The organism is Pseudomonas sp. AU12215 (assembly GCF_001675465.2).
Taxonomy (GTDB): Bacteria; Pseudomonadota; Gammaproteobacteria; order Pseudomonadales; family Pseudomonadaceae; genus Pseudomonas; species Pseudomonas nitroreducens.
In genome coordinates this window covers 25,586-47,768 of sequence record NZ_MACM02000155.1, presented here as the reverse complement: position 1 = coordinate 47,768, position 22,183 = coordinate 25,586, and the positions used below count along the sequence as shown (strand labels likewise).

The following is a 22,183-nucleotide window of genomic DNA, read 5'->3' as shown; positions in this document are numbered from 1 at the left end:
GTCAGTCGATGCGCACGTGCTCGGCGAGGAAGTCGAGCACCGCGCGTACCCGTGCGGGCAGGTGCCCCGGCTTGCCCAGGTAGAGCGCATGCATGGGCTTGCGATCACCAGGGTTGAAGTCCGCAAGCACCTCTACCAGCCGGCCGGCAGCAATATCTCCGCGCACCTGAAACTCTGCCAGCCGCGCCAGCCCCAACCCGGCCAGCGCCAGGTGACGCACGCTGTCACCGTCGCTGGCCAGCAGGTTGCCGCTGGGCTCAGGGGCATCCGCCGGCTTGCCGAGAAATGGCCAGTCCGGCTCGACGCGCCGGTAGCTGAAGCCCAGGCAGTTGTATTCGTCCAGCTCACGCGGATGCTGTGGCGTACCGTGCCGAGCCAGGTACTCGGGTGCGGCGACAATCTTGTGCCCGGACTCCCCCAGTGAACGCGCCACCAGCCGCGAATCCCGCAGCGGGCCGCTGCGCACGGCGACGTCTGCACGCACTTCCAGCAGGTCCACCACTTCATCGGTCAGTTGCAGGTCGAGGCTGACGCCGGGGTAGCGCTCGAAGAACAGCGGCAGCGCCGGAATGAGGAACTGCCGCCCCACCGGCAGGTTGCAACTGATGCGTACCCGGCCCTGGGGCTCGGCGCTGGCCGAGGCTTCGCGCTCAGCTTCGTCCAGGTCGGCGAGGATGCGCAGGCTGCGCTCGTAGAAGGCCGCGCCCTCAGCCGTGAGCTGCTGACGTCGGGTGGAACGGTTGAACAGCCGCGCGCCGAGGCGATCCTCCAGGCGCGCCACCAGCTTGCTCACCGCCGAGGGCGTCATCCCGCACTGCTGCGCGGCGGCGGTGAAACCGCCAGTTTCCACCACACGGATGAAGACTTCCATTTCGCCGAAGCGGTTGACGTCAGGGCGCGCCATGTTGAATTCAATTCACAGGTGATTTGCTCAAAGGCAGTCTATATCAGCAATACGCGCGGGGATAAGGTGGCGCCCATTCTTCACTCTTTATGCAAATCAGCCAGGGAGAGCCATCGTGCCCATTGCCTTGTATGCCTTGACCGCCGGTGCCTTTGGCATCGGCGTTACCGAATTCGTGATCATGGGATTGCTGCTGGAGGTCGGCCAGGACTTCGGCGTGTCGATCTCCGCTGCCGGCCTGCTGATCTCCGGCTACGCCCTGGGCGTGGTGCTCGGCGCGCCGCTGCTCACCGCCCTCACCGCGCGCTGGCCGCAGCGCCGCACGCTGCTGGGGCTGATGGTGATCTTCACCCTCGGCAACCTGGCCTGTGCCCTGGCACCGGACTACGCCACGCTGATGGCCGCGCGGGTGCTGACCTCCTTCGCCCACGGCACCTTCTTCGGCGTCGGCTCGGTGGTCGCCACCAGCCTGGTGCCGGCCGAGCGCCGCGCCTCGGCCATCGCCCTGATGTTCACCGGCCTGACCGTCGCCACCATCCTCGGCGTCCCGCTGGGCACCTGGCTCGGCCAACTCTATGGCTGGCGTGCGGCCTTCTGGGTGGTGACCGGCATCGGTGTGCTGGCCCTGGCGATTCTGGCGATCTACCTGCCGCGCAACGGAGCCCCGCCGGCGGCCGGCAACCTGCGCGACGATTTCCGCGTGCTGAAGCGCCCGGCCGTGCTGCTTGGCCTGCTGACCACCGTGCTCGGTTTCGGCGGCGTGTTCACCGTGTTCAGCTACGTGTCGCCGCTGCTGACCCGCCTTGCCGGTTTCTCCGAGAGCGCCGTGTCGCCGGTGCTGCTGGTGTTCGGCGGCGGCTTGGTGCTGGGCAACCTGCTCGGCGGCAAGTTGGCCGACCGCAGGCTGGTGCCCGCCCTGCTTGGCAGCCTGGTGGCACTGGCAGTGGTCATGGGGTTGATGAGTTTTGCGCTGCAGAACCAGATCGCCGTGGTCGTCTTCATTGCTCTGCTCGGCGCCGCCGGCTTCGCCACCGTGCCACCGCTGCAGATGTGGGTGCTGGAAAAAGCCCATGGCGCCGGCCAGAGCGTGGCGGCCAGTTTCAACATCGCCGCGTTCAACCTCGGCAACGCGCTGGGTGCCTGGCTCGGCGGCATGACCATCGACCACGGCCCCGGCCTCGCCGCACTGCCCTGGGTCGGCGCCCTGCTGCCAGTGGCAGCCATCGCCACAGCGCTGATCTGCCTGCGCCTGGAACGCGGCCCGGCGCTGCCGGCGGGCACCGTCCAGCAGGCACGGTGAACGATCGGCGAATCCGCACTGTCGAGGAAAGGGGCGCGCACTGCCGCGCCCCTTTTCTTTTCCCACAGACGGAGGGCTCGCCCACCCATGCTGGTTTCGCTTCAGGCTCTGCGGGCACTGGCCGCCTGGCTGGTGGTATTCCATCACTTCATGCAGGTGTTCTTCGATTTCCGCGCCGACAGCCTCGGCGGCAGATTGCTCTCCACCCGTGGCCAGGTCGGCGTCGACATCTTCTTCGTCCTCAGCGGCTTCGTGATCCACCTTTCCAGCGCCGGCCGACCGATGTCGCCGCTGACCTTCCTGGTCCAGCGCCTGGCCCGCGTCGCCCCAGCCTACTGGCTATACACGGCGATCACCGCGTTGATCATCTACGCCTTCGCCGACGTGATGCCGGTCTACGGCGTCGGCGGCAAGTCACTGCTGCTGTCCATGCTGTTCATCCCCAGCGAGAACCCCGGCGGCTTCGGCAAGTACCCGGTGCTACCGGTGGGCTGGACGCTGAACTTCGAGATGCTCTTCTACGGCCTGTTCGCCCTCTCCTTCCTGGTTGCCGAACGCTGGCGGCCCTGGCTGGTGACCGCACTGGTGCTGCTGGTGGCGCAGGTACTGGCGCGCGAACCGTGGGTCAGCAACTTCTACCGCAACCCGATCATCTTCGAGTTCCTCCTCGGCCTGGGCCTCGCGGCGCTTTACCGGCGCGGCTGGCTGAACTGGCCGCGACCGCTGGCGCTGGCGACAGCCGCCATTGCAGTGACGACCATCGTCCTGTTCCCTGCCGACCATCCCTGGCGCCTGCTCACCTGGGGCCTGCCCGCCGCCGCGCTGCTCGCCGCCTGCGTGGCGCTGGAACCACTGTTCGAGCGCAACCGGGTGCTGCATGCGCTGGGTGACTGGTCCTATTCGGTCTACCTGCTGCACGTGATCGTGCTCTGGCTGGCCGCGTACTGGCTGCATGAACGGCTGGGCCTGACGCCCTACCAGACGCTGGGCATCAGCGTGCCAGCCATCCTGTTGCTGTCCTGGCTGAGCTACGAATGGGTTGAACGGAAGATGGCGCGCCAGGTGCGCACGGCCTATGCGCGCCTGGCAAAGCCGCTGGCCGCCAGGCGCACTCAGACCGGATCGCTGTAGACCAGGCGGTTGCGCCCCTCGGCCTTGCCGCGATACAGGCGACGGTCGGTGCAGCGGTACAGTTCGTCCGCATCCAGCCCATCGCCCGGCCATTCGGCGAGGCCGAAGGTGGCGGAGATCGGGATACGCTGGCCGTGGTACATCAGCGGCGCCTCGTCGATATCCCGGCGCAGGGACTCCACCAGCGGCTTGGCGTCGAAGCGGTCGGTGAAGGGCAGCAACAGGCCGAATTCCTCGCCGCCCAGCCGGCCGATCAGGTCGGTGGCGCGCAGGCGGTGGCGCAGGCGATTGCACAGGTGCTGCAGCGCCTTGTCGCCGGCATCGTGGCCCCACTGGTCGTTGATGTTCTTGAAATGGTCGACGTCCAGCACCACCAGCACAAGCCGCGTCTCGTAGCGCGCCGCCTCCTGGATGCAACGGCGCAACGTGCGCTGAAAACTCTCGCGGCTGGCCACGCCAGTCAGCGCGTCGGTCAGCGCCAGGTTCCGCAGCTGCTTGTAAGCGGCCGCACGCCGCTCCTCGTACACGTGCATGAAGGCGATCACCAGGACGCCACAGAAGATGCCATTGCCGATGTCGATCAATCCCGGGGCATCCAGGCGCAGGTGATTGGCGTGCAGGTACATGACCGTGGCGATCAGCATGAACGGCACGGCAAGCAGGAAGCCGCGCCACTTGCCCAGCAGCAGGTAAGCCATCACGGGCATCAGGTAGACCCAGACGAAGGCCGATGCCGAAGCGTTGGGCATGACGATGATGTAGAGGATGAAGCAGAAGGTCGGCAGCAGGTAGGCGATGATCCAGGGCACCAGGCGCGTTACCCGCTTGAGCCGCTGCGTGGCCCACAGCAGCAGGCCGCAGGTGGCCAGTTCGGCGCCGGCCAGCCAGTAGTTGCCGGCGAAGAACTGGAGAATCGAGAACAATCCCAGCGTCGCGCCGGTACAGGTAAAGATCAACCGCATCAGCAGACGATGGTCTGCCTCCTCCAGGCCGGTCGGTCCGGCGCTGGACTCGAACAGATGGTCGGGATCGCTGTTGCGGTGCATCGCCCTGCTCCTTGGCTCAACCGCCCGGCGGGTCGGCCTCGATGGCGGCGGCCGAGCGCTCCAGCCCGGCTCACGTTTGCTGAAGACTACTCCAAATTCCTACAGCGCGTTGCCAAGCCGACGGAAACCCGCCGGATGGGCTAGCCTAGGCTGCATTGTCCATGGAGGAAATCTATGCGTTCGATTCTTGCCGTCCTGTCCGTGCTCGCGCTTTCCGGTTGTGCCTCGTACCAGAACGACGAGGTCCATCCCGTCCCCACCGACCGCCTGCTGGCGTACCAGCAACCCGGCAAGGACAGCGTCAAGGTCGACGTCACCCGCGACGTCGGCTATCTCGGTGGCGGCTGCTACGTCGCCATCACCATCGACCACGAAATAGCCGCGCGCATCGGCAAGGGCGAGTCGGCCAGCTTCCACGTGCCGGCGGGCAAGCACGTGGTCGGCATCATCGGCGACAAGGACGGCGAAGGCCTGTGCAGCAAGGCCATGCTGCGCCGCGAACTGCTGGTGCCGCTCGAGCCGGGCGGCAACAACGCCTTCCGCATCGTCAGCGACAACCGCACCGGTTTCGACATCAAGCCCGCCGTCGAATAACCGCCTGGCGCGCCTCAGCCGTTCAGACGGGCAACGAGGCGCGCCTGCAGCTTCTCCAGTTCAGCCGCCTCGGCCTTGTTCGCCGCGTGGATGCCCAGGCCCTCGCCGGCATAGCGCGGGACGATGTGCACGTGGATGTGGAACACCGTCTGCCCGGCGGGCGCGCCGTTGAACTGGGCGACCTGCACGCCATCGGGATTGAGCTCTTCGACGATCACGCCGGTCAGGCGCTGCACCACCCGCATCACCTTGGCCAAGGCGTCCGGGTCGACTTCGAGGATGTTGCGCGCCGGCGAATTCTTCGGAATCACCAGCGCATGGCCGTAGGACTGCGGGAACAGGTCGAGGAAGGCGAGCACGTCGTCGTCCTCGTACAGCTTGTAGCAGGGGGCCTCGCCGCGAATGATCTGGGCGAAGATGTTCTGCGGATCGTAGGTGCCGTGCAGGCTCATGGTGGGTTCCTTCTCCGGTGACTATGGGGCCGCACCTTACCTTTTTGTCGCGTGCGGGTCATGACCGGCCGCTTCCGGAGGTCTATCCTGAGGCCTTCCGCTGCTTTTCCCAGTGACCTGACCGGAGTATGCATGTCAGACCTTTCCGCGTTCCCCATCACCCGCAAATGGCCCGCCGAACACCCTGACCGCCTGCAGTTGTACTCGCTGCCCACGCCCAATGGCGTGAAGGTGTCGATCATGCTGGAAGAGCTCGGCCTGCCCTACGAGCCGCACCTGGTCAGCTTCGAGCGCAACGACCAGATGAGCCCGGAATTCCTGTCGCTGAACCCGAACAACAAGATTCCGGCGATCCTCGACCCCAACGGGCCGGACGGCCAGCCGCTGGCGCTGTTCGAGTCCGGCGCGATCCTGGTCTACCTCGCCGACAAGACCGACTCGCTGATCGCCCCCGGCGCCAGCGGTCGCTACGAGACGCTGCAGTGGCTGATGTTCCAGATGGGCGGGATCGGCCCGATGTTCGGCCAGATCGGCTTCTTCAACAAATTCGCCGGCAAGGACTATGAGGACAAGCGCCCGCTGCAGCGCTACGTCGACGAAGCCAAGCGCCTGCTGGCCGTGCTCGACCAGCGCCTGGAAGGCCGCGACTGGATCATGGGCGAGCGCTACACCATCGCCGACATCGCCACCTTCCCGTGGATCCGCAACCTGGTCGGTTTCTACGAGGCGGGTGAACTGGTCGGTTTCGAGAACTTCCAGAACGTGAAGCGCGTTCTGGAGCGCTTCCTGGCGCGGCCTGCGGTGCAGCGCGGGCTGAGCATTCCCAGGCGCGACTGAATACCAGGCTTTGGCAGGATCGCCACTTCAGCCAATGGCGAATAGCCCGCATGATTCGCATGCAAAGACTTCAAGCTACTGCCAACCTTGCCTTACGCCGTCACCGGAAAGGATTCCTCCATGCGGACTCAAGCGTGCGTGCTGCTACTGATTCTCCTCACGGGATGCGAACGCACCCCTCCATCCCGTCCGGCTCCCACCTGGGCAGTCATCGAGACAGCGACGATCCAGTCTGCCGTCTCCGACTCGATCAAGGAAAAGCACCCCTATCCACAGGAAATCAATGACGAGAATTACCGGGCCCTACAGCAGGAAAACCGTCGTCTGAACCAGCAGGCGTCCAGTCTGCGAACCGCCGCCATACAACGATGCATGGCCCAGGATAAAAGCGATGCCCCACAAGCCGAGCAGAAGACTACCCAGGGTGTGTCGTCAACGAACATTATGCAAATCAACGTACACGGCTTGGCAAGGGGCGGTGCCTGCATACAAAAAATCGACGACGACCAGCTGATTGCCGACCTCAAGGCGAAGATCGAGAGTTTCAGCAAGATCGAGCAGCAGCGCTCCCGGCACGACAACATGGTCCGCAAGACAATTCAGAGCACTATCCAGGCCGCCACTGAAGCCTACGCCCGGGCCCACGGGTTGGCTCTGGTCATCGATGGCCGGTCGGACATCGCTTACAACCAGTCCAACCAACTGCTCGATGTCACTCAAGGCGTCGTGGAACAAATCCTCAACCCGCCCCCTGCACAATGAGCCCCCTAGGTTCATCTGGCACGGCTGCCGAGTTCACCAATGAGGCCTGATCTTCAGGCCTCGATCTGGCTCCACTGCTTCGACAAGCGCTTGTCCGACACCGGAATCTTCGTCCCCAGTTGCTGGGCGAACAGCGAAACGCGGTATTCCTCCAGCATCCAGCGATAGAGCACCAGCTCCGGGTCGCGCTTGCCTTCCTGGGCGTGCTTGGCCAGGCGCGCCGAGTACTGTTCCCAGTAGCCGGCCATCTCACCGCTCCACACGCGGTCGCGCTGGACCTGACCGGCGACCTTGTCCAGACGCTGTTCCACAGCCTTCAGATAGCGCGGGATTTCCTTCAGCCATTCCAGCGGCGTGTCACGCACGAAGCCGGGGTAGACCAGCCTGGCCAGTTGCCCCTTCACATCGTTGAGCGGCACCGTCATGGCCAGGTCGACCTTGCCCTTGAAGCGCTTCTGCAAGCCATGCCAGAGCTTGAGGATTTCCAGGGTCAGGCGGGCGATACGCTCGGCGTGCTCGGTCCAGGCGCCGCGCTTCTTCTCGGCCAGTGACGCGAGCCCGGCGCCATCGCGCGGCAGGTTGGCTTCACCGTCGAGAATGGCGCTGTCCAGGCTGGCCAGCAGGATGTCTTCCACCAGCGACTCGACCCGGCCCAGCTCGCGATAGAGCAGACCCATGTCGGTCTGCCCCGGCAGCTTGCTGCGCAGGAACTTGGCCGGCTCGGCGAGCTGTTGCAGGAGCAGGCGTTGCAGGGCGCGGCGGTGCTGGTAGTCGGCCTCGGCCTGGGTCGGGAAGCGGTTTTCCTTGACCACGCCGGCCTCCTCCACCAGCGCCGGATAGACCGTCATCGACAGCCCGGCGACCTTCTGCTGGACCTTTTCCGCGACCCCGGCGAAGCCCTTGGCTTCCACCGGTTTCTGCGGCTTGTCGGCCTGCGGGATCGCCAACGCGGCCTGGCTGGCCTCGGCGAAGCGCGCGGTGAGTTCCGCCAGATCACGACCTTCGCCAAGGAACTTGCCACGGGCGTCGACCACTTCGATGTTCATCCGCAGGTGGCTTTCCACCTGGGTCTCGGCTTCCGCCCAGGCCTCTTCCGGCACACGGCTGCCGGTCATGCGCTGCAGCTCGCGGCCGAGGGATTCGGACAGCGCGCCCTCGGCGAAGACCATCTTGCCCAGCGCCGCCCGGACGAAGTCCGGCACCGGCACGAAGTTCTTGCGGATGGCCTTGGGCAGGCAGCGCACCAGCTCGATGCACTTGGCTTCCAGCAGGCCCGGCACCAGCCATTCGAGGCGTTCGGCAGGCAGTTGCGGCAACAGTGGCGCCGGCACGCGCAGGGTCACGCCGTCCCGCACGTGGCCCGGTTCGAAATGGTAGGTGAGCGGCAACTGCAACTCACCCAGTTGCAGGCGATCCGGGTAAAGACCGGCAGTGACTTCACTGGCATCGCGGGCGAGGACATCTTCCTCGCGCATGATCAGCAGGTCCGGTTTTGCCTTGTGCTCGCGCTCGTACCATTTCTCGAAGCTGGCAGACTGGTAGATATCCGCCGGCAATCGTTCGTCGTAGTAGGCGAACAGGGTTTCCTCGTCGGCGAGGATGTCGCGCCGGCGCGCCTTGGCTTCCAGCTCGTCGAGCTTCTCCAGCAACTGGCGGTTGGCCGACAGGCACTTGGCGCGGCTGTTGATCTCGCCGCGCACCAGCGCCTCGCGGATGAACATCTCGCGGGACACCGGCGCATCGATCGGGCCGTAGTGCACGGCGCGGCGACCGATGATGATCAGGCCGTACAGGGTGACCTGCTCGTAGGCCACCACCTGGCCGCGGCGCTTCTCCCAGTGCGGTTCCAGGTAGTTCTTCTTCACCAGGTGCCCGGCCAGCGGTTCCAGCCAGTCCGGCTCGATCTTGGCGACCATGCGGGCAAACAGCTTGGTGGTCTCCACCAGCTCGGCGGCCATGATCCACTGCGGCTTCTTGCGGCCGATCACACTGGAGGGATGAATCCAGAAGCGCCGCTGGCGCGCGCCGAGGTAGTCGCCCTCCTCAGCCTTCTGGCCGATCTGGCTGAGCAGGCCGGAGAGGATCGCCTTGTGCACGGCGGCATAGTCGATGTCGCGGGCCTTCGGCTCATCCGCCTTGGCAACCGGCTGGCGGCCACGGTTATCGTGCGGCTTGGCCTGCTCGCGGACGGGTTCGTTCTTGCGCTGGGCACCCTCCGACTTCGAGCCGAAAGGCAGCTGCAATTCCCGGCAGATCAGCGTCAATTGGCGGTGCGCATCGCGCCACTCGCGCAGGCGCAGGTAGTTCAGGAAATTCTTCCGGCACCAGTTGCGCAGCGGGTTGGAGCCCAGCGCCTGGCGCTGCTCCTCGAAGCCGCGCCAGAGGTTGATCAGCGCGGCGAAGTCCGAGTCCGGGTCCTTCCACTGTGCGTGGGCCTGGTCGGCGGCCTGCTGGCGGTCCATCGGCCGCTCGCGCGGGTCCTGCACCGACAGCGCGCTGGCCACGGTGAGGACTTCCGGCAGGCTGCCCAGTTGTGCGGCCTCCAGCAGCATGCGGCCCAGGCGCGGGTCGATGGGCAGGCGCGCGAGCTGGCGGCCCAGCGGTGTGAGCTGGCCCTCGCGGTTTACTGCCGAGAGCTCCTGCAGCAGGGTGAAGCCGTCGTTGATCGCCTTGCCATCCGGCGGCTCGATGAAGGGGAAGGCCTCGATGTCGCCCAGTCGCAGATGGAGCATCTGCAGGATCACCGCCGCCAGGTTGGTGCGCAGGATTTCCGGATCGGTGAAGGCCGGGCGACCGTTGAAGTCTTCCTCGCTGTACAGGCGCACGCAGATGCCCGGCTCGACCCGGCCGCAACGGCCCTTGCGCTGGTTGGCGCTGGCTTGCGAGACGGCTTCGATGGGCAGGCGCTGGACCTTGGCGCGGTAGCTGTAGCGGCTGATGCGCGCCGTGCCGCTGTCGATCACGTAGCGGATGCCCGGCACGGTCAGCGAGGTCTCGGCGACGTTGGTGGCGAGCACGATCTTGCGCCCCGGCATGGGCGCGAAAATCTTCTGCTGCTCGGCCGGCGTCAGGCGCGCATACAGCGGCAACACTTCGGTGTGGCGCAGGTTGGCCTTGCGCAGCATGTCGGCGGCATCGCGAATCTCGCGCTCGCCGGGGAGGAACACCAGCACGTCGCCGGGGCGCTTGCCGATTTCGCGCTCATGGGCGGCAATTTCGTCCAGCGCGCGGAGGATGCCCTGATCCACGGACAGGTCGTCGAACAGCGCCTCGCCGTCCTCATCCATCTCCGCGGCGAGCGGGCGGTACCAGGTGTCCACCGGATAGGTACGGCCAGAGACTTCGACGATGGGCGCATCACCGAAGTGTTTGGAGAAACGCTCCAGGTCGATGGTCGCCGAGGTGATGATCAGCTTCAGGTCGGGACGGCGCGGCAGCAGCGTCTTCAGGAAGCCGAGCAGGAAGTCGATGTTCAGGCTGCGTTCGTGGGCTTCGTCGACGATGATCGTGTCGTAGCGCTCCAGGTAGCGGTCGTGCTGGGTCTCGGCCAGCAGAATGCCGTCGGTCATCAGCTTGATCAGCGTGCTGTCGTCGCTCTGGTCCTCGAAACGCACCTGGTAGCCGACCAGCGAGCCCAGTGGCGTGCCGATTTCCTCGGCGACGCGGGTCGCGACACTGCGCGCGGCCAGGCGGCGCGGCTGGGTGTGGCCGATCAGGCCATGGGTGCCACGGCCCAGCTCCAGGCAGATCTTCGGCAGCTGGGTGGTCTTGCCCGAACCGGTTTCGCCGGCGATCACCACCACCTGGCTCTTTTCCAGCGCGGCCTGGATCTCGTCGCGCTTGGCGGCGATGGGCAGGCTGTCGTCGTAGCGAATCTTCGGAATGCTCGCACGGCGCGCCTCGACCTTGGCACAGGAGGCCTGGAAACGCTCGGCCCACTGGGCGAGCTTGGCGTCGTCCGGGTGCTTGCGCAGTTCGTGGAGCTGCCGGCGCAGGCGATGGCGGTCGCGGATCAGCGCATGGTCCATGCGCTGCAGGAGCTGTTCGGGAGTCGGCGTGGTTTCTGGGGTCATCGGCTTCGCTGGCGTATGCGCGGGAAGCGGCGCAGCGCAAACGAGCGAGGCCGGTCCCGGAAAATGGGCTGTCATGGCGACAATCCGTGGATTGTCGCAGAGGACCGGCAAGGGCCGCCACGCCGAATGCGTTGCGGCCCGTATTGGCGGGGCGTCGCGCCCCGCCGGGAGTCAGGCCTGCTGGTGCTCGCGCAGCTTGGCCAGGGCAATGGCCAGTGCCGCGCCGCCGAGGGTCTTGATCAGCGTGGGATGCTGGGCATAGAAGTGGCCGATGCTTTCGACTACGCCGGGGTTGGCCTTTTCCGCCTGGGCGGCCATCACCTCCACCTCCGACGCGCTCAACTGCCCGGCCTGTTCCGGCGTCAGCTGCGTCGCGCCCGGCTGCAGCACCTTGCCCAGGCCGCCGCTCATCATCTGGGCGAGCAGTGCCGGGCCAGCGGCAGCCAGCAATTGATTCAGCATGCCCGCACGCTGCACATCGCTGGACTGGCCGAACAACTGGCTCACCGTGTTGGCGAAAGGCGGCGTCTGATCGGAATGGAACATGGCGGTGAGGCTCTGCCCCAGTGCGCCGGCGGGCGCATTTTCAAGGTGCTCGTCCAGATTGCCACCGACGGCACCGACCACTTGCTGCAACAACGAATCCATCAGACTCATGGCGAATTTCCTCAGCTCTTTTTGGCAAACAGCAGGTGGTAGAGGACGAGCAGGGCTACGGCGCCGATCACCGCGCCAATGAAGCCCGTGGACTCGTCGGGTTGGTAGAAGTGCAAGGCCTGGCCCGCGAAGGTCGCCAGCAGCGCGCCGGCAATACCCAGGGCAGCGGTGATGAAGAAGCCCAGGGAGTTGTTCCCGGGTGCCAGCCACCGCGCAACAAGCCCCGCAACGAAGCCGATACAGATTGTCCAGATGAGGTGCATGGCGCTAGAACTCCGTGACAGTGGGAACGTCGGCCGAGGCTACGAGCAGCGCTGCCATGGAGGTATCGGTGATTTCCGAAAGTACCGCGGGGAATGTTGACTGTCTCCAGCGCGGAGGCGCCGGTGAACGATCTGGGGGGCAGACGTGCCATCGGCTAAGGAGCCGGTTGTTCGGACCGCCGTTGAATACGCCACTGGCCTGGCGTCCCCGAATCGGAGCGCAAGCTCCCATCCATGGGCGCTTGCGATTCCCTAGCAATGCGATGCCGCCAGCGCGCGGCTCCGCTCAGATACGGAACTGCCCCACGAGCTGGCGCAGGCGCTCGCCCAGGCCGTTCAGCTCGGTCGCCGTGCGCGCGCCCTTGGCTGCGTCGTCCGCCACGCTCTCCACGCCGCCGGCGATCTGGTGCACGCTGCGGTTGATCTCCTCGGCCACCGCGGTCTGCTCCTCGGCGGCGCTGGCGATCTGCGCGTTCATCGAGTTGATGGTGCCGATCAGCTGGGCGATGGCGTCCAGCGACTGGCCGGCCTGGTTGGCCTGGCCACGGGTGCGCTCGGCCATGTCGCTGGCGCGCTGCATGGCACTGACCGAGCCTTCCGTGGTACCGCGCAGGCGGTCGATCATCTGCTGGATTTCCCCGGTGCTCTGCTGGGTGCGGCTGGCCAGGGCACGGACTTCGTCGGCGACCACGGCGAAACCACGCCCGGCCTCGCCGGCGCGGGCCGCTTCGATGGCAGCGTTGAGCGCCAGCAGGTTGGTCTGCTCGGCGATGGAACGGATCACTTCCAGCACACCGACGATGCCCTGCACGTCCTGCCGCAGGGTGTCGAGGGAGTCGCTGCTGCTGCGCACCTCGCCCACCAGGTCGTTGATCTGCGAGACGCACAGGTCCACTTCGCGCTTGGCGGCCTGGCCTTCGCGGTCGGTCTGTTGCGCTGCGTCGGCGGCCTGTTGTGCGCTGCGCGCCACTTCCTGCGCAGCGGCGGTCATTTCGTTGATGGCGGTGGCGACCTGGTCAGTCTCGTGGCGCTGCCCGTCCATCGCGCGTTCGGAGCGCTGCGCCTGCTGGGCCACATCGCCCACCAGACCCGACAGCTGGTTCGTGGTGCCGGCGACCTGCTGCACCAGTACGTGAATCTTCTCGACGAAACGGTTGAACGAGCCGGCCAGTTCACCCAGCTCGTCATGGCGGCCCAGGTTCAGGCGATGGGTCAGGTTGCCATCACCGGCAGCCATGTCGTCGAGGTTATCGCGGACCTGCACGATAGGCTGCACGATGGCGCGGCTGAACAGTCCGGCGAGCAGGCCGATCACCACCAGCAGCGCCAGCGCCCCGCCGCCCATGAGCAGCAGCAGGTTATCGATCTTGGCATCGAAAGCGGCACCGGCCTCCTTCACTTCGCGCTCGACGTCGTCGAGGTTGAGGGAGGTACCGAACACCAGGTTCCACTTGGGCAGGTAATGCGCGTAGCCGATCTTCGGCACGATGGCATTGCCGCCCGGCAGGGTGAAGCTGTAGCGCACGTAGTGCTGGCCGCTCTGCCCCGCCGCCACCAGTTCGCGGATGGCGTAGACGCCGTTGGGATCGCGATAGCCGCTGAAGTCTTCGCCCAGGCGTTCGTCGCTGGTGCCCTGGAAGACGCGGATGGAGCGGGTGTCGTAGCCCCAGAAGTAGCCGCCCTTGCCGTATTCGAGGCGCTTGAGGATGGCGATGCCCTGTTCGCGCGCCGCGGCATCGCCCTGAGCAGCGGCCTGGTAGACAGGCCCGACGGCGGCCAGTGCCACGTCGACGAAGTTCTTCAGCTGGGCTTCGCGGTCCTGGGTAAGGTTCTCGCGGATCTGCGCTTCCTGCTGGGTCGCCAGTTGCTTCAAGGCAACGGTGGAAATCGCGCACAGCAGCAGGGTGAGGAGGAGGATCGGCACGATGGCCAGGAGCAGGACCTTGGCGCGCAAACGAAGGGCAGTGTTCAAGGCGTTCACCTCAGGCGGATAGGGGACATGGCTTCCTTGCCCCATCAAAAAACCCGCCTTGCGGCGGGTTTCTTATCTATCGGCTCAGGCTCTGATTTTCTTGAGCTCTTCGTCGCGCAATTCGCGGCGCAGGATCTTGCCAACGTTGGTGGTCGGCAGGCTGTCGCGGAATTCCACGGACTTGGGACGCTTGTAACCGGTGAGGTTGTCGTGCATGTGCTGCATGACTTGCTCCTTGGTCAGGGTGACGCCCGGCTTGGACACCACGAAGACCTTGATCGCCTCGCCGGACTTCTCGTCCGGGATACCGATCGCGGCGCACTGCAGCACGCCCGGCAGGGTGGCGAGCACGTCTTCCAGCTCGTTGGGGTACACGTTGAAGCCCGACACCAGGATCATGTCCTTCTTGCGGTCGACGATACGCATGTAGCCGTCTTCCTGGATGATCGCGATGTCGCCGGTACGCAGCCAGCCATCCTTGTCGAGGATCTCGTCGGTGGCTTCCTGGCGCTGCCAGTAGCCCTTCATCACCTGCGGGCCCTTGACGCACAGCTCGCCACGCTCGCCCAGTGGCAGGTCATGGCCGTCATCGCTGATGACCTTGCAGAGGGTCGACGGAACCGGGATGCCGATGGTGCCGATCTGGATGTTCTGGAACGGGTTCACCGACACCACCGGGCTGGTCTCGGTCATGCCGTAGCCTTCGCAGATGGCGCAGCCGGTGACGTCCTTCCAGCGCTCGGCAGCAGCCTGCTGCAGGGCCATGCCGCCGGAGAGGGTCAGCTTCAGCGCGGAGAAGTCCAGCTTGCGGAAGCCTTCGTTGTTGCACAGGCCGACGAACAGGGTGTTCAGGCCGACGAAGCCGGTGAACTTCCACTGCGACAGCTCCTTGACCATGCTGGCCAGGTCGCGCGGGTTGGTCACCAGAATGTTGTGGTTGCCGGTGAGCATCATCGCCATGCAATGGAAGGTGAAGGCGTAGATGTGATACAGCGGCAGCGGGGTGATGAGGATCTCGCAACCTTCATTGAGGTTGGCGCCCATCAGTGCCTTGCACTGCAGCATGTTGGCGACCAGGTTGCGATGGGTCAGCATCGCGCCCTTGGCCACGCCGGTGGTGCCGCCGGTGTACTGCAGCACCGCTACATCGTCGCCCTTGGGCGAGACTTCCGCCACCGCCTTGCCGCGGCCCTTGGCCAGGACGTCGATGAGCTTCTGCGCGTTGGGGATGCTGTAGGCCGGCACCATCTTCTTGATGTTGCGGACCACGAAGTTGACGATGAAGCGCTTGAGCGGCGGCAGCATGTCACCCACTTCGGTGACGATGACGTTGCGGATGCCGGTCTTGGGCAGCACTTCCTCGGCCAGGTGAGCCATGTTCGCCAGGCACACCAGCGCCTTGGCGCCCGAGTCGTTGAACTGGTGCTCCATTTCCCGCGCGGTATACAGCGGGTTGGTGTTGACCACGATAAGGCCCGCGCGCATGGCGCCGAAGACCACGATCGGATACTGGAGCACGTTGGGCAGTTGCACGGCGATGCGGTCGCCGGGCTTGAGGTCGGTGTGTTGCTGCAGGTAGGCGGCGAAGTCCCCGGAGAGCTTGTACATCTCGCCGTAGGTCAGGGTCTTGCCCAGGTTGCTGAAGGCAGGCTTGTCTGCAAAACGTTGGCAGGATTCTTTGAGTACCGCGAGGATGTTCGGGTACTGGTCAGCGTTGATCTCGGCAGCGATCCCCACTGGGTATTTGTCCTTCCAGAAATTGTCGGTCATGGAAGCCCACTCCTAAGCAACAGCTCATCTTTACCGCGTTCGCGGTTCTTTGTTGTGTTTATGTCGCTTTCCCCCGGCTCGGGGAGCGAAAAGCGGGCCGAGATTATCAGCTTTGGGAAACAGCGACCAGCACCAAACACAGCCTTGTCCGTAAGAAAAATGACCGAAGACAGGCTTTCCGGTCACCAATCTCCCATTCGTCGGAAAAGCCCGTCCCAGAAGGCTCGCAGCCTTGTTGGATTGTCTGACAAAGTGGGTTTCAGGGAAATGAAACCGGAAAAAAGAACGGGGACCGGTGTTCAGGCCAGGTCCCGCTCGGAAGGTTGAAATCGCAGTTTCGGATAGGCCGGTTTCGCATGGCTCAAGCGGTTGAAGCGATTCGCCGCCGGCGGCTGCTGTGAACAGCGTCTCAGGCGGCGCGCCCGGGTACGCTGCCTTCAATGATCTACCTCAACACCGGACCATTAAGGTTCCCGCACAGTGCTTATGCACTCTCCTGGAGAACCCTCATGTTTCCCGAATTCCGCGAAAAGATTACCCGTCTGAAAACCGAAGACCCGCATTTCGCCAAGCTGTTCCACAGCCACAACGACCTCGACCAGCAGATCAAGAACATGGAAGCGGGGATCACTCCCGCCAGCCATGACACCATAGAGACACTGAAGAAGCAGAAGCTGCAGCTCAAGGACGATCTCTACGAGATCCTGCGCAAGAAAGACGGCTGCTGCCAGTGCGGCAGCGGCGGCTGTGGTGGTTGACCCACTCGCGTCGACAATACGCCATAAAAAAGGGGGGGCTGATTCAGGATCAGCCCCCCCTTTTCATTCACGCTCGCCTCAGGCGGTTTCGCGCAGCTCGCGGCGCAGGATCTTGCCCACCGGCGTCATCGGCAGAGCGTCCTTGAGCACGATGTGCTTGGGCACCTTGTAGCCGGTGAAGTTTTCCTTGCAGTAGGCCTTGAGCTCCTCGACGGTCACACCCCCCTCACGGGCCACGACGAACAGCTTCACCGCCTCGCCGGATTTCTCGTCCGGCACACCCACGGCCGCGCAGTTGGCGACTTTCGGGTGGGCCATGACCACGTCCTCGATCTCGTTGGGATAGACGTTGAAGCCGGAGACGATGATCAGGTCCTTCTTGCGGTCGACGATGCGGGTGAAGCCGTCCGGGTCGATCACCGCGATGTCGCCGGTGCGCAGCCAGCCTTCGGCGTCCAGCACCTCGGCGGTGGCTTCTTCGCGCTGCCAGTAACCCTTCATTACCTGCGGGCCCTTCACGCATAGCTCGCCACGCTCGCCCAGGCCGACGTCGTTGCCGTCGTCGTCGATCACCTTCAGCGCGGTGCCCGGCACCGGGATGCCGACGGTGCCCAGGCGCGCCTGGTCGCCGTAGGGGTTGGTGCTGACCACCGGGGACGTCTCGGTGAGGCCGTAGCCTTCGACCACGGTGCAACCGGTCATGGCCTTCCAGCGCTCGGCGGTGGCGGTAACCAGCGCGGTGCCGCCGGAGTTGGTGACCTTCAGGTTGGAGAAGTCCAGTTCCTTGAATTCGGGGCGGTCCATCAGGGCGACGAACAGGGTGTTCAGACCCAGCAGCGCGGAGAAGCGCCACTTCTTCAGTTCCTTGATGAAGCCGGGGATATCGCGCGGATTGGTGATCAGCACGTTGTGGTTGCCATTGACCATCATGCACATGCAGTTCGCGGTGAAGGCATAGATGTGATACAGCGGCAGCGGCGCGATCATCACCTCGTTGCCGACCTGCATCAGCGGCTTGCCGTCCGGCCCGTGTTGCTGCAGACAGGCATGCACCTGCTGCATGTTCGCCACCAGGTTGCCGTGGGTGAGCATGGCGCCCTTGGCCACGCCGGTGGTGCCGCCGGTGTACTGCAGCACCGCGATGTCTTCCAGACCGACCTTGACCGGCTGCAGCCCATGGCCGCGGCCCTGACGCAGCGCTGCCTTGAAGGAAACGGCCTGGGGCAGGTTGTACTCCGGCACCATCTTCTTCACGTGCTTGACCACGGTGTTGACCAGCAGGCCCTTGAGCGCCGGCTGCAGGTCGCCCATCTGCGCTTCGATCAGGTACTCGATGCCGGTGTCGGGCAGCACTTCCTGCACCAGCTTGCCGAACAGGTTCACGTAGACCAGCGCGCGGGCGCCGGAATCCTTGAACTGGTGCCGCATCTCGCGGGCGGTGTAGAGCGGGTTGGTGTTGACCACGATGAGGCCGGCGCGCAGGGCGCCGAACACGGCGATGGGGTATTGCAGGATGTTCGGCATCTGCACGGCGATACGGTCGCCGGGCTTGAGGTCGGTGTGCTTCTGCAGGTACGCGCCGAAGGCGGCGGACAGGCGATCCAGCTCGGCGTAGGTCAGGGTCACGCCCATGTTGCTGAAGGCCGGGCGGTCGGCGAACTTCTTGCAGGAGCGTTCGAAGACTTCCACCACCGACTTGTAGGGGGTCAGGTCAATGTCGCTGGGCACGCCGGCCGGGCGTTTGTCGTTCCAGAAATCAGGTTGCATTTATTCTTGTCCTCGTACCTGAGCGAAACCGAACCGTCATTGCGGTCATTCGACGGAAGCTAGCAGTTCCTTTGGTCATCGCAAAGACTCCAGGCGGCGTCATAGACTGCGTGAATCTTGCTCCACCATCCCGGCACGGCGCGGGATAGAGCCGGCGGCCGCCTGGGACGGGACTTGCACGACAATGGCCGGGAGCTATCGGCAATCCATACAGAAGATGTCCCGGCGTGGCAGAATCGCCCCGTCTGGCCCGCTCCATGGCCCCATTCCAATAAGAATCGACGAACAAGAAGCAGGATGGACCCCATGCCCTACGCCGCCTACTGGCTCGCCGCCAGCGACGAGACACCGCTCTACACCCGCCACTGGGCGCCGGAAAGCCCGTCCCGCGGGGCCCTGATGCTGTCCCATGGCATGGCCGAGCATGCCGGCCGCTACGAGCGCCTGGCCCTGGCGCTGAACGCCGCCGGCTATCACCTCTATGCCATCGACCAGCGCGGCCACGGCCGCACCGCCGAGAACGGCGAGCTGGGCCATTACGCCGACCGCGGCGGCTGGGGCAAGGTGATCGGCGACCTGCACACGCTCAACCAGCATGTGCGCGAGGAACACCCTGACCTGCCGATCATCCTGCTCGGCCATAGCATGGGCAGCTACATTGGCAGCGCCTACCTGCTGCAACACAGCGCCAGCGTGAATGCGGCGGTGCTGTCCGGCTCCAATTACCAGCCGGTCGCGCTGTACAAAAGCGCTCGCGCCATCGCCCGCTTCGAACGCTGGCGCCAGGGCCCGCTGGGGCAAAGCGCGCTGATCGACTTGCTGTCCTTCGGCTCGTTCAACAAGGCCTTCAAGCCAAACCGTACAGCCTTCGACTGGCTCAGCCGCGACCCCGTCGAAGTCGATAAGTATGTCGCCGACCCGCTCTGCGGCTTCCGCTGCAGCAACCAGCTGTGGGTGGACCTGCTCGGCGGCCTGGCTGATATAACGCCGGTGGAACATCTCTCGCGCATCCGCCACGACCTGCCCGTGCTGGTGATCGGCGGCGAACGCGACCCGGTCAGCCAGGGCAAGCGCCTGCGCGATCTCGCCCAGGCGATGACCCGCGCCGGGGTTCGTGACGTCCAACTGAAGATTTATCCCGACGCTCGCCACGAGTTGTTCAACGAGAGCAACCGCGACGAGGTCATCCACAACCTGATCGACTGGCTGGGCGTGCAGTGCCCGGTCCCGCAGGTCGAGAAATCCGAGGAGCCCCTATGACTTCCGTGCAGAACGTCCCCTATGAAGAACTCGAAGTCGGCCAGAAGGCCAACTTCAAGCGCAGCGTCGGCGAACGCGACATCCAGCTGTTCGCCGAGGTCTCCGGCGACCGCAACCCGGTGCACCTGGACGCCGACTACGCCGCCACCACCCAGTTCAAGGAGCGCATCGCCCACGGCATGCTCACCGGCGCGCTGATCAGCGCGGCAATCGCCACCACCCTGCCCGGCCCGGGCACCATTTACCTCGGCCAGAACCTGACTTTCACCCGCCCGGTGAAGCTCGGTGACGAACTGACGGTGGAACTGGAAGTGCTGGAAAAGCTGCCGAAGAACCGCGTGCGCATCGGCACCGTGGTGCTCAACCAGGACGGCAAGGCCGTGGTGAAAGGCGAGGCCGAAGTGATGGCGCCGACCGAGAAACTCGACATCGAACTGCCCGCCCTGCCGCCGATCACCATCGGCTGATGCAAATTCCGGGGCCGGCCATCCGGCCCCGGAAACTTGTATACAGTTTTCCCCTCGACTACCCTGCCCCCGTCACCTCACATCCATCCGGGATAACCGAAGGCTTCGTGCCCGAAACCCCTCACCGGGAATCGGAGCCGCCATGGACCTTCGACTGCTATTGCTGTCCCTTTGCACCTTCGCCGCCGGCCTCGCCGAGGCCATCCTCACCGGCATCCTGCCCTCTCTCGCCGACGACCTGAATGTCTCGCTCAGCCTCGCCGGCCAGCTCACCAGCCTGTTTTCCCTGAGTTTCGCCATCGCCGCGCCGTTGCTCGGCTGGCTGACCCGTGGCGCCGATTGCCGGCGGCTGCTGTTCATCACCCTGCTGGTGTTTGCCGCGTTCAATGCTGGCGCCGCGCTGAGTCCCGACTACGCCTCACTGCTGCTGATGCGCATCGGCATGGCCGCGTGCTGTGGGTTGCTGATCATGCAGGCCAGCCTGCTGGCGGTGGAGCTGGCGCCGCCGGGCCAGCGCGGGCGCGCCATTGGCCTGATCTTCATGGGCATCAGCGGCTCGCTGGTGTTCGGCGTACCAGCCGGCGTACTGGTCAACGACTGTTTCGGCTGGCGCTGGATCTTCGCCGCCATCGCCCTTTACTCGCTGCCACTGGCCGCCCTGCTGCTGCTCGCCCTGCCCCGCCGCAAGCTGGAGAGCCCGGCCAATGGCGCAGCGTACAGGCGCCAGTTGCGCAGTCCGGCGCTGAATCTCGCACAACTGGTGTCGATTCTTCTGTTGGGCGGTCACTTCACCCTGTTCGCCTACATCACGCCCTGGTTCCAGCAGGTCGCCGGGATCACTGACAGCCAGAGCATTGCGCTGACCCTGTTACTGATCGGCCTGGCGGCCATCGGCGGCGGTTATCTGGGTGGCTGGCTGAGCGACCGGCTCGGCCAGCGCCGCGCGCTGATCGTGGTGCCGGTGCTGTTCGCCCTGGCGATGACGGCGATCCCGCTGAGCCTCGGACATCCGTGGCTGCTGCTCGGCGCGCTGATGGTCTGGAGCACCATCAGCTGGATGATTTCGCCAGCGGTGCAGAGCTACCTGCTCGCCAGCGACCCCGCCAGCGGCAGCGCCGGCGTGGCGCTGAACACCTCGGCCATGCACCTGGGCGTTGCCCTCGGCGCGGCGCTGGGCGGCGCGGTGATCAGCCTGGCCGGCATCGTCTGGACGCCCTGGGTCGGCGTCAGCCTGGTAAGCGCGTCGGTGCTGTGCGCGGCACTTTCCTGCTGGCTCGGGCGCGAACCGCATGCGCTGGGGCTCAGCGCTCCTTCACGGTGACGCTGGCGGTCATCCCGGCGCTCAGGTGTACGCCTTCGGGTACCGTGCCCAGGCGGATGCGCACCGGGATGCGCTGGGCCAGGCGCACCCAGTTGAAAGTCGGCTCGACGTTGGCCAGCAACTGGCTGTCGGGGATCGCGTTGCGGTCGGTGATGCCGCTGCTGATGCTTTCCACCGTGCCGTCGATGGCGATGTCGCCACTCATCAACACCACCTGCGCCGGCTGGCCGACACGGATGCCGGGCAGCTTGGTTTCTTCGAAGTAGGCGGTGACGTAGAAGGACTTCTGGTCCACCAGCGCCATCACCGGCTGGCCAGCCTGGGCATAGTTGCCCTGGGCCAGGCGCAGGTTGGTGACCTGGCCGTCGCGAGGGGCGCGCATTTCGCTGCGGGTCAGGTTGAGCTGCGCCAGCCGCACCTGGGCCTGGGCCTCGTCGAACTCGCTCTTGGCAATGGCGGCGTTGATCTGCGCGGTCTCCTTGTCCTCGGCACTGATGGCGGCGATGCCCAGCTTGTTGCGCCGCGAGGCTTCGCTCAGGCGCAGTCGATATTGCTGCTGGCGCGTCTCGGCGACGGCCTTGGCCTGCTCCAGGTTGGCGGCATAGCGCTCGTGGTCGATGCGCATGATCAGGTCACCGGCCTTGACCTGCTGATTGTCCTGCACGGCGAGGTCGGTGACCCAGCCGGATACGTCCGGGGCGATCACCACCACATCGGCGCGCACGCGCGCATCGCGGGTCCAGGGCGACAGCATGTAGTAGCGCCATAGCCAGGTGCCGGCCATGACAGCGGCAATGACCAGGATGACGGTGACCGCTACGCGAAAGGTTCCGCGCATACAAACTTCTC

Annotated in this window: 19 protein-coding genes; 9 read left to right on the top strand and 10 right to left on the bottom strand. The window is 65.3% G+C overall.

Going from position 1 to position 22,183, the window contains the following annotated elements; all coding sequences use genetic code 11:
• Position 1: 1 nt before the first annotated feature.
• On the bottom strand, positions 2–904 hold the full coding sequence (locus A9513_RS23955) for a LysR family transcriptional regulator (protein WP_065085773.1): 903 nt from the start codon (positions 902–904) through the stop codon (positions 2–4).
• 115 nt (positions 905–1,019) lie between these two features.
• Here A9513_RS23955 and A9513_RS23950 point away from each other — a divergent pair, with 115 nt between their 5' ends.
• Complete coding sequence (locus A9513_RS23950; RefSeq protein ID WP_065085772.1) at positions 1,020–2,204, top strand: MFS transporter; 1,185 nt, start codon at positions 1,020–1,022, stop codon at positions 2,202–2,204.
• 87 nt (positions 2,205–2,291) lie between these two features.
• Positions 2,292–3,335, top strand: coding sequence for an acyltransferase (locus A9513_RS23945; protein ID WP_024764606.1), 1,044 nt, complete (start codon positions 2,292–2,294; stop codon positions 3,333–3,335).
• Here A9513_RS23945 and A9513_RS23940 read toward each other — a convergent pair.
• Positions 3,317–4,381, bottom strand: a complete 1,065-nt coding sequence (locus A9513_RS23940) for a GGDEF domain-containing protein (RefSeq protein WP_064979759.1) — start codon at positions 4,379–4,381, stop codon at positions 3,317–3,319. The two genes, A9513_RS23945 and A9513_RS23940, sit on opposite strands and share 19 nt — an antisense overlap.
• A 174-nt stretch (positions 4,382–4,555) precedes the next feature.
• On the opposite strand from A9513_RS23940, the gene A9513_RS23935 reads away from it, so the two are divergent.
• Positions 4,556–4,975: a hypothetical protein gene (locus tag A9513_RS23935; protein ID WP_054907426.1), complete on the top strand. Its 420-nt coding sequence runs from the start codon at positions 4,556–4,558 to the stop codon at positions 4,973–4,975.
• 14 nt (positions 4,976–4,989) lie between these two features.
• On the opposite strand, the gene A9513_RS23930 is transcribed toward A9513_RS23935, so the two are convergent.
• On the bottom strand, positions 4,990–5,427 hold the full coding sequence (locus A9513_RS23930; RefSeq protein WP_065085771.1) for an HIT family protein: 438 nt from the start codon (positions 5,425–5,427) through the stop codon (positions 4,990–4,992).
• Between the two features lie 132 nt (positions 5,428–5,559).
• Here A9513_RS23930 and A9513_RS23925 point away from each other — a divergent pair, with 132 nt between their 5' ends.
• Positions 5,560–6,264, top strand: a complete 705-nt coding sequence (locus A9513_RS23925; protein WP_065085770.1) for a glutathione binding-like protein — start codon at positions 5,560–5,562, stop codon at positions 6,262–6,264.
• Between the two features lie 120 nt (positions 6,265–6,384).
• Positions 6,385–7,026 carry a hypothetical protein gene (locus A9513_RS23920; RefSeq protein WP_024764611.1) on the top strand — a complete coding sequence of 214 codons (642 nt, stop codon included), beginning with the start codon at positions 6,385–6,387 and terminating at the stop codon, positions 7,024–7,026.
• Positions 7,027–7,079: 53 nt separating this feature from the next.
• Here the strand turns inward: A9513_RS23920 and hrpA are convergent, their stop codons facing one another.
• The 5 genes from hrpA to fadD1 form a co-directional block, all read right to left on the bottom strand.
• Positions 7,080–11,099, bottom strand: a complete 4,020-nt coding sequence (hrpA, locus tag A9513_RS23915) for an ATP-dependent RNA helicase HrpA (RefSeq protein ID WP_065085769.1) — start codon at positions 11,097–11,099, stop codon at positions 7,080–7,082.
• Between the two features lie 171 nt (positions 11,100–11,270).
• Complete coding sequence (locus tag A9513_RS23910; RefSeq protein ID WP_065085768.1) at positions 11,271–11,756, bottom strand: hypothetical protein; 486 nt, start codon at positions 11,754–11,756, stop codon at positions 11,271–11,273.
• Between the two features lie 11 nt (positions 11,757–11,767).
• A complete protein-coding gene (locus A9513_RS23905; protein ID WP_024764614.1) occupies positions 11,768–12,019 on the bottom strand; it encodes a GlsB/YeaQ/YmgE family stress response membrane protein in 252 nt (83 codons plus the stop codon).
• Positions 12,020–12,305: 286 nt separating this feature from the next.
• Positions 12,306–13,991 (bottom strand): methyl-accepting chemotaxis protein, encoded by a 1,686-nt coding sequence (locus A9513_RS23900; RefSeq protein ID WP_024764615.1) that lies wholly within the window; start codon positions 13,989–13,991, stop codon positions 12,306–12,308.
• 84 nt (positions 13,992–14,075) lie between these two features.
• On the bottom strand, positions 14,076–15,761 hold the full coding sequence (gene fadD1 / locus A9513_RS23895) for a long-chain-fatty-acid--CoA ligase FadD1 (RefSeq protein ID WP_065085767.1): 1,686 nt from the start codon (positions 15,759–15,761) through the stop codon (positions 14,076–14,078).
• Positions 15,762–16,270: 509 nt separating this feature from the next.
• Here fadD1 and A9513_RS23890 point away from each other — a divergent pair.
• The gene (locus A9513_RS23890) at positions 16,271–16,519 is read left to right on the top strand and encodes a YdcH family protein (RefSeq protein ID WP_024764617.1); all 249 of its coding nucleotides are present in this window, start codon (positions 16,271–16,273) and stop codon (positions 16,517–16,519) included.
• A gap of 78 nt (positions 16,520–16,597) precedes the next feature.
• Here A9513_RS23890 and fadD2 read toward each other — a convergent pair whose 3' ends face one another.
• Positions 16,598–18,286: a long-chain-fatty-acid--CoA ligase FadD2 gene (fadD2, locus tag A9513_RS23885; protein ID WP_065085766.1), complete on the bottom strand. Its 1,689-nt coding sequence runs from the start codon at positions 18,284–18,286 to the stop codon at positions 16,598–16,600.
• 306 nt (positions 18,287–18,592) lie between these two features.
• On the opposite strand from fadD2, the gene A9513_RS23880 reads away from it, so the two are divergent.
• The 3 genes from A9513_RS23880 to A9513_RS23870 all read left to right on the top strand — a co-directional run bounded on the left by A9513_RS23880 (position 18,593) and on the right by A9513_RS23870 (position 21,334).
• A complete protein-coding gene (locus tag A9513_RS23880; protein ID WP_024764619.1) occupies positions 18,593–19,546 on the top strand; it encodes an alpha/beta hydrolase in 954 nt (317 codons plus the stop codon).
• Entirely contained in the window at positions 19,543–20,013 is a 471-nt protein-coding gene (locus A9513_RS23875; RefSeq protein ID WP_024764620.1) for a MaoC family dehydratase, read from the top strand. Before A9513_RS23880 ends, A9513_RS23875 begins: the two co-directional genes overlap by 4 nt.
• 142 nt (positions 20,014–20,155) lie before the next feature.
• Positions 20,156–21,334: an MFS transporter gene (locus tag A9513_RS23870; protein WP_065085765.1), complete on the top strand. Its 1,179-nt coding sequence runs from the start codon at positions 20,156–20,158 to the stop codon at positions 21,332–21,334.
• Here the strand turns inward: A9513_RS23870 and A9513_RS23865 are convergent.
• A complete protein-coding gene (locus tag A9513_RS23865; protein WP_024764622.1) occupies positions 21,315–22,172 on the bottom strand; it encodes an HlyD family secretion protein in 858 nt (285 codons plus the stop codon). The two genes, A9513_RS23870 and A9513_RS23865, sit on opposite strands and share 20 nt — an antisense overlap.
• Positions 22,173–22,183 lie beyond the last annotated feature (11 nt).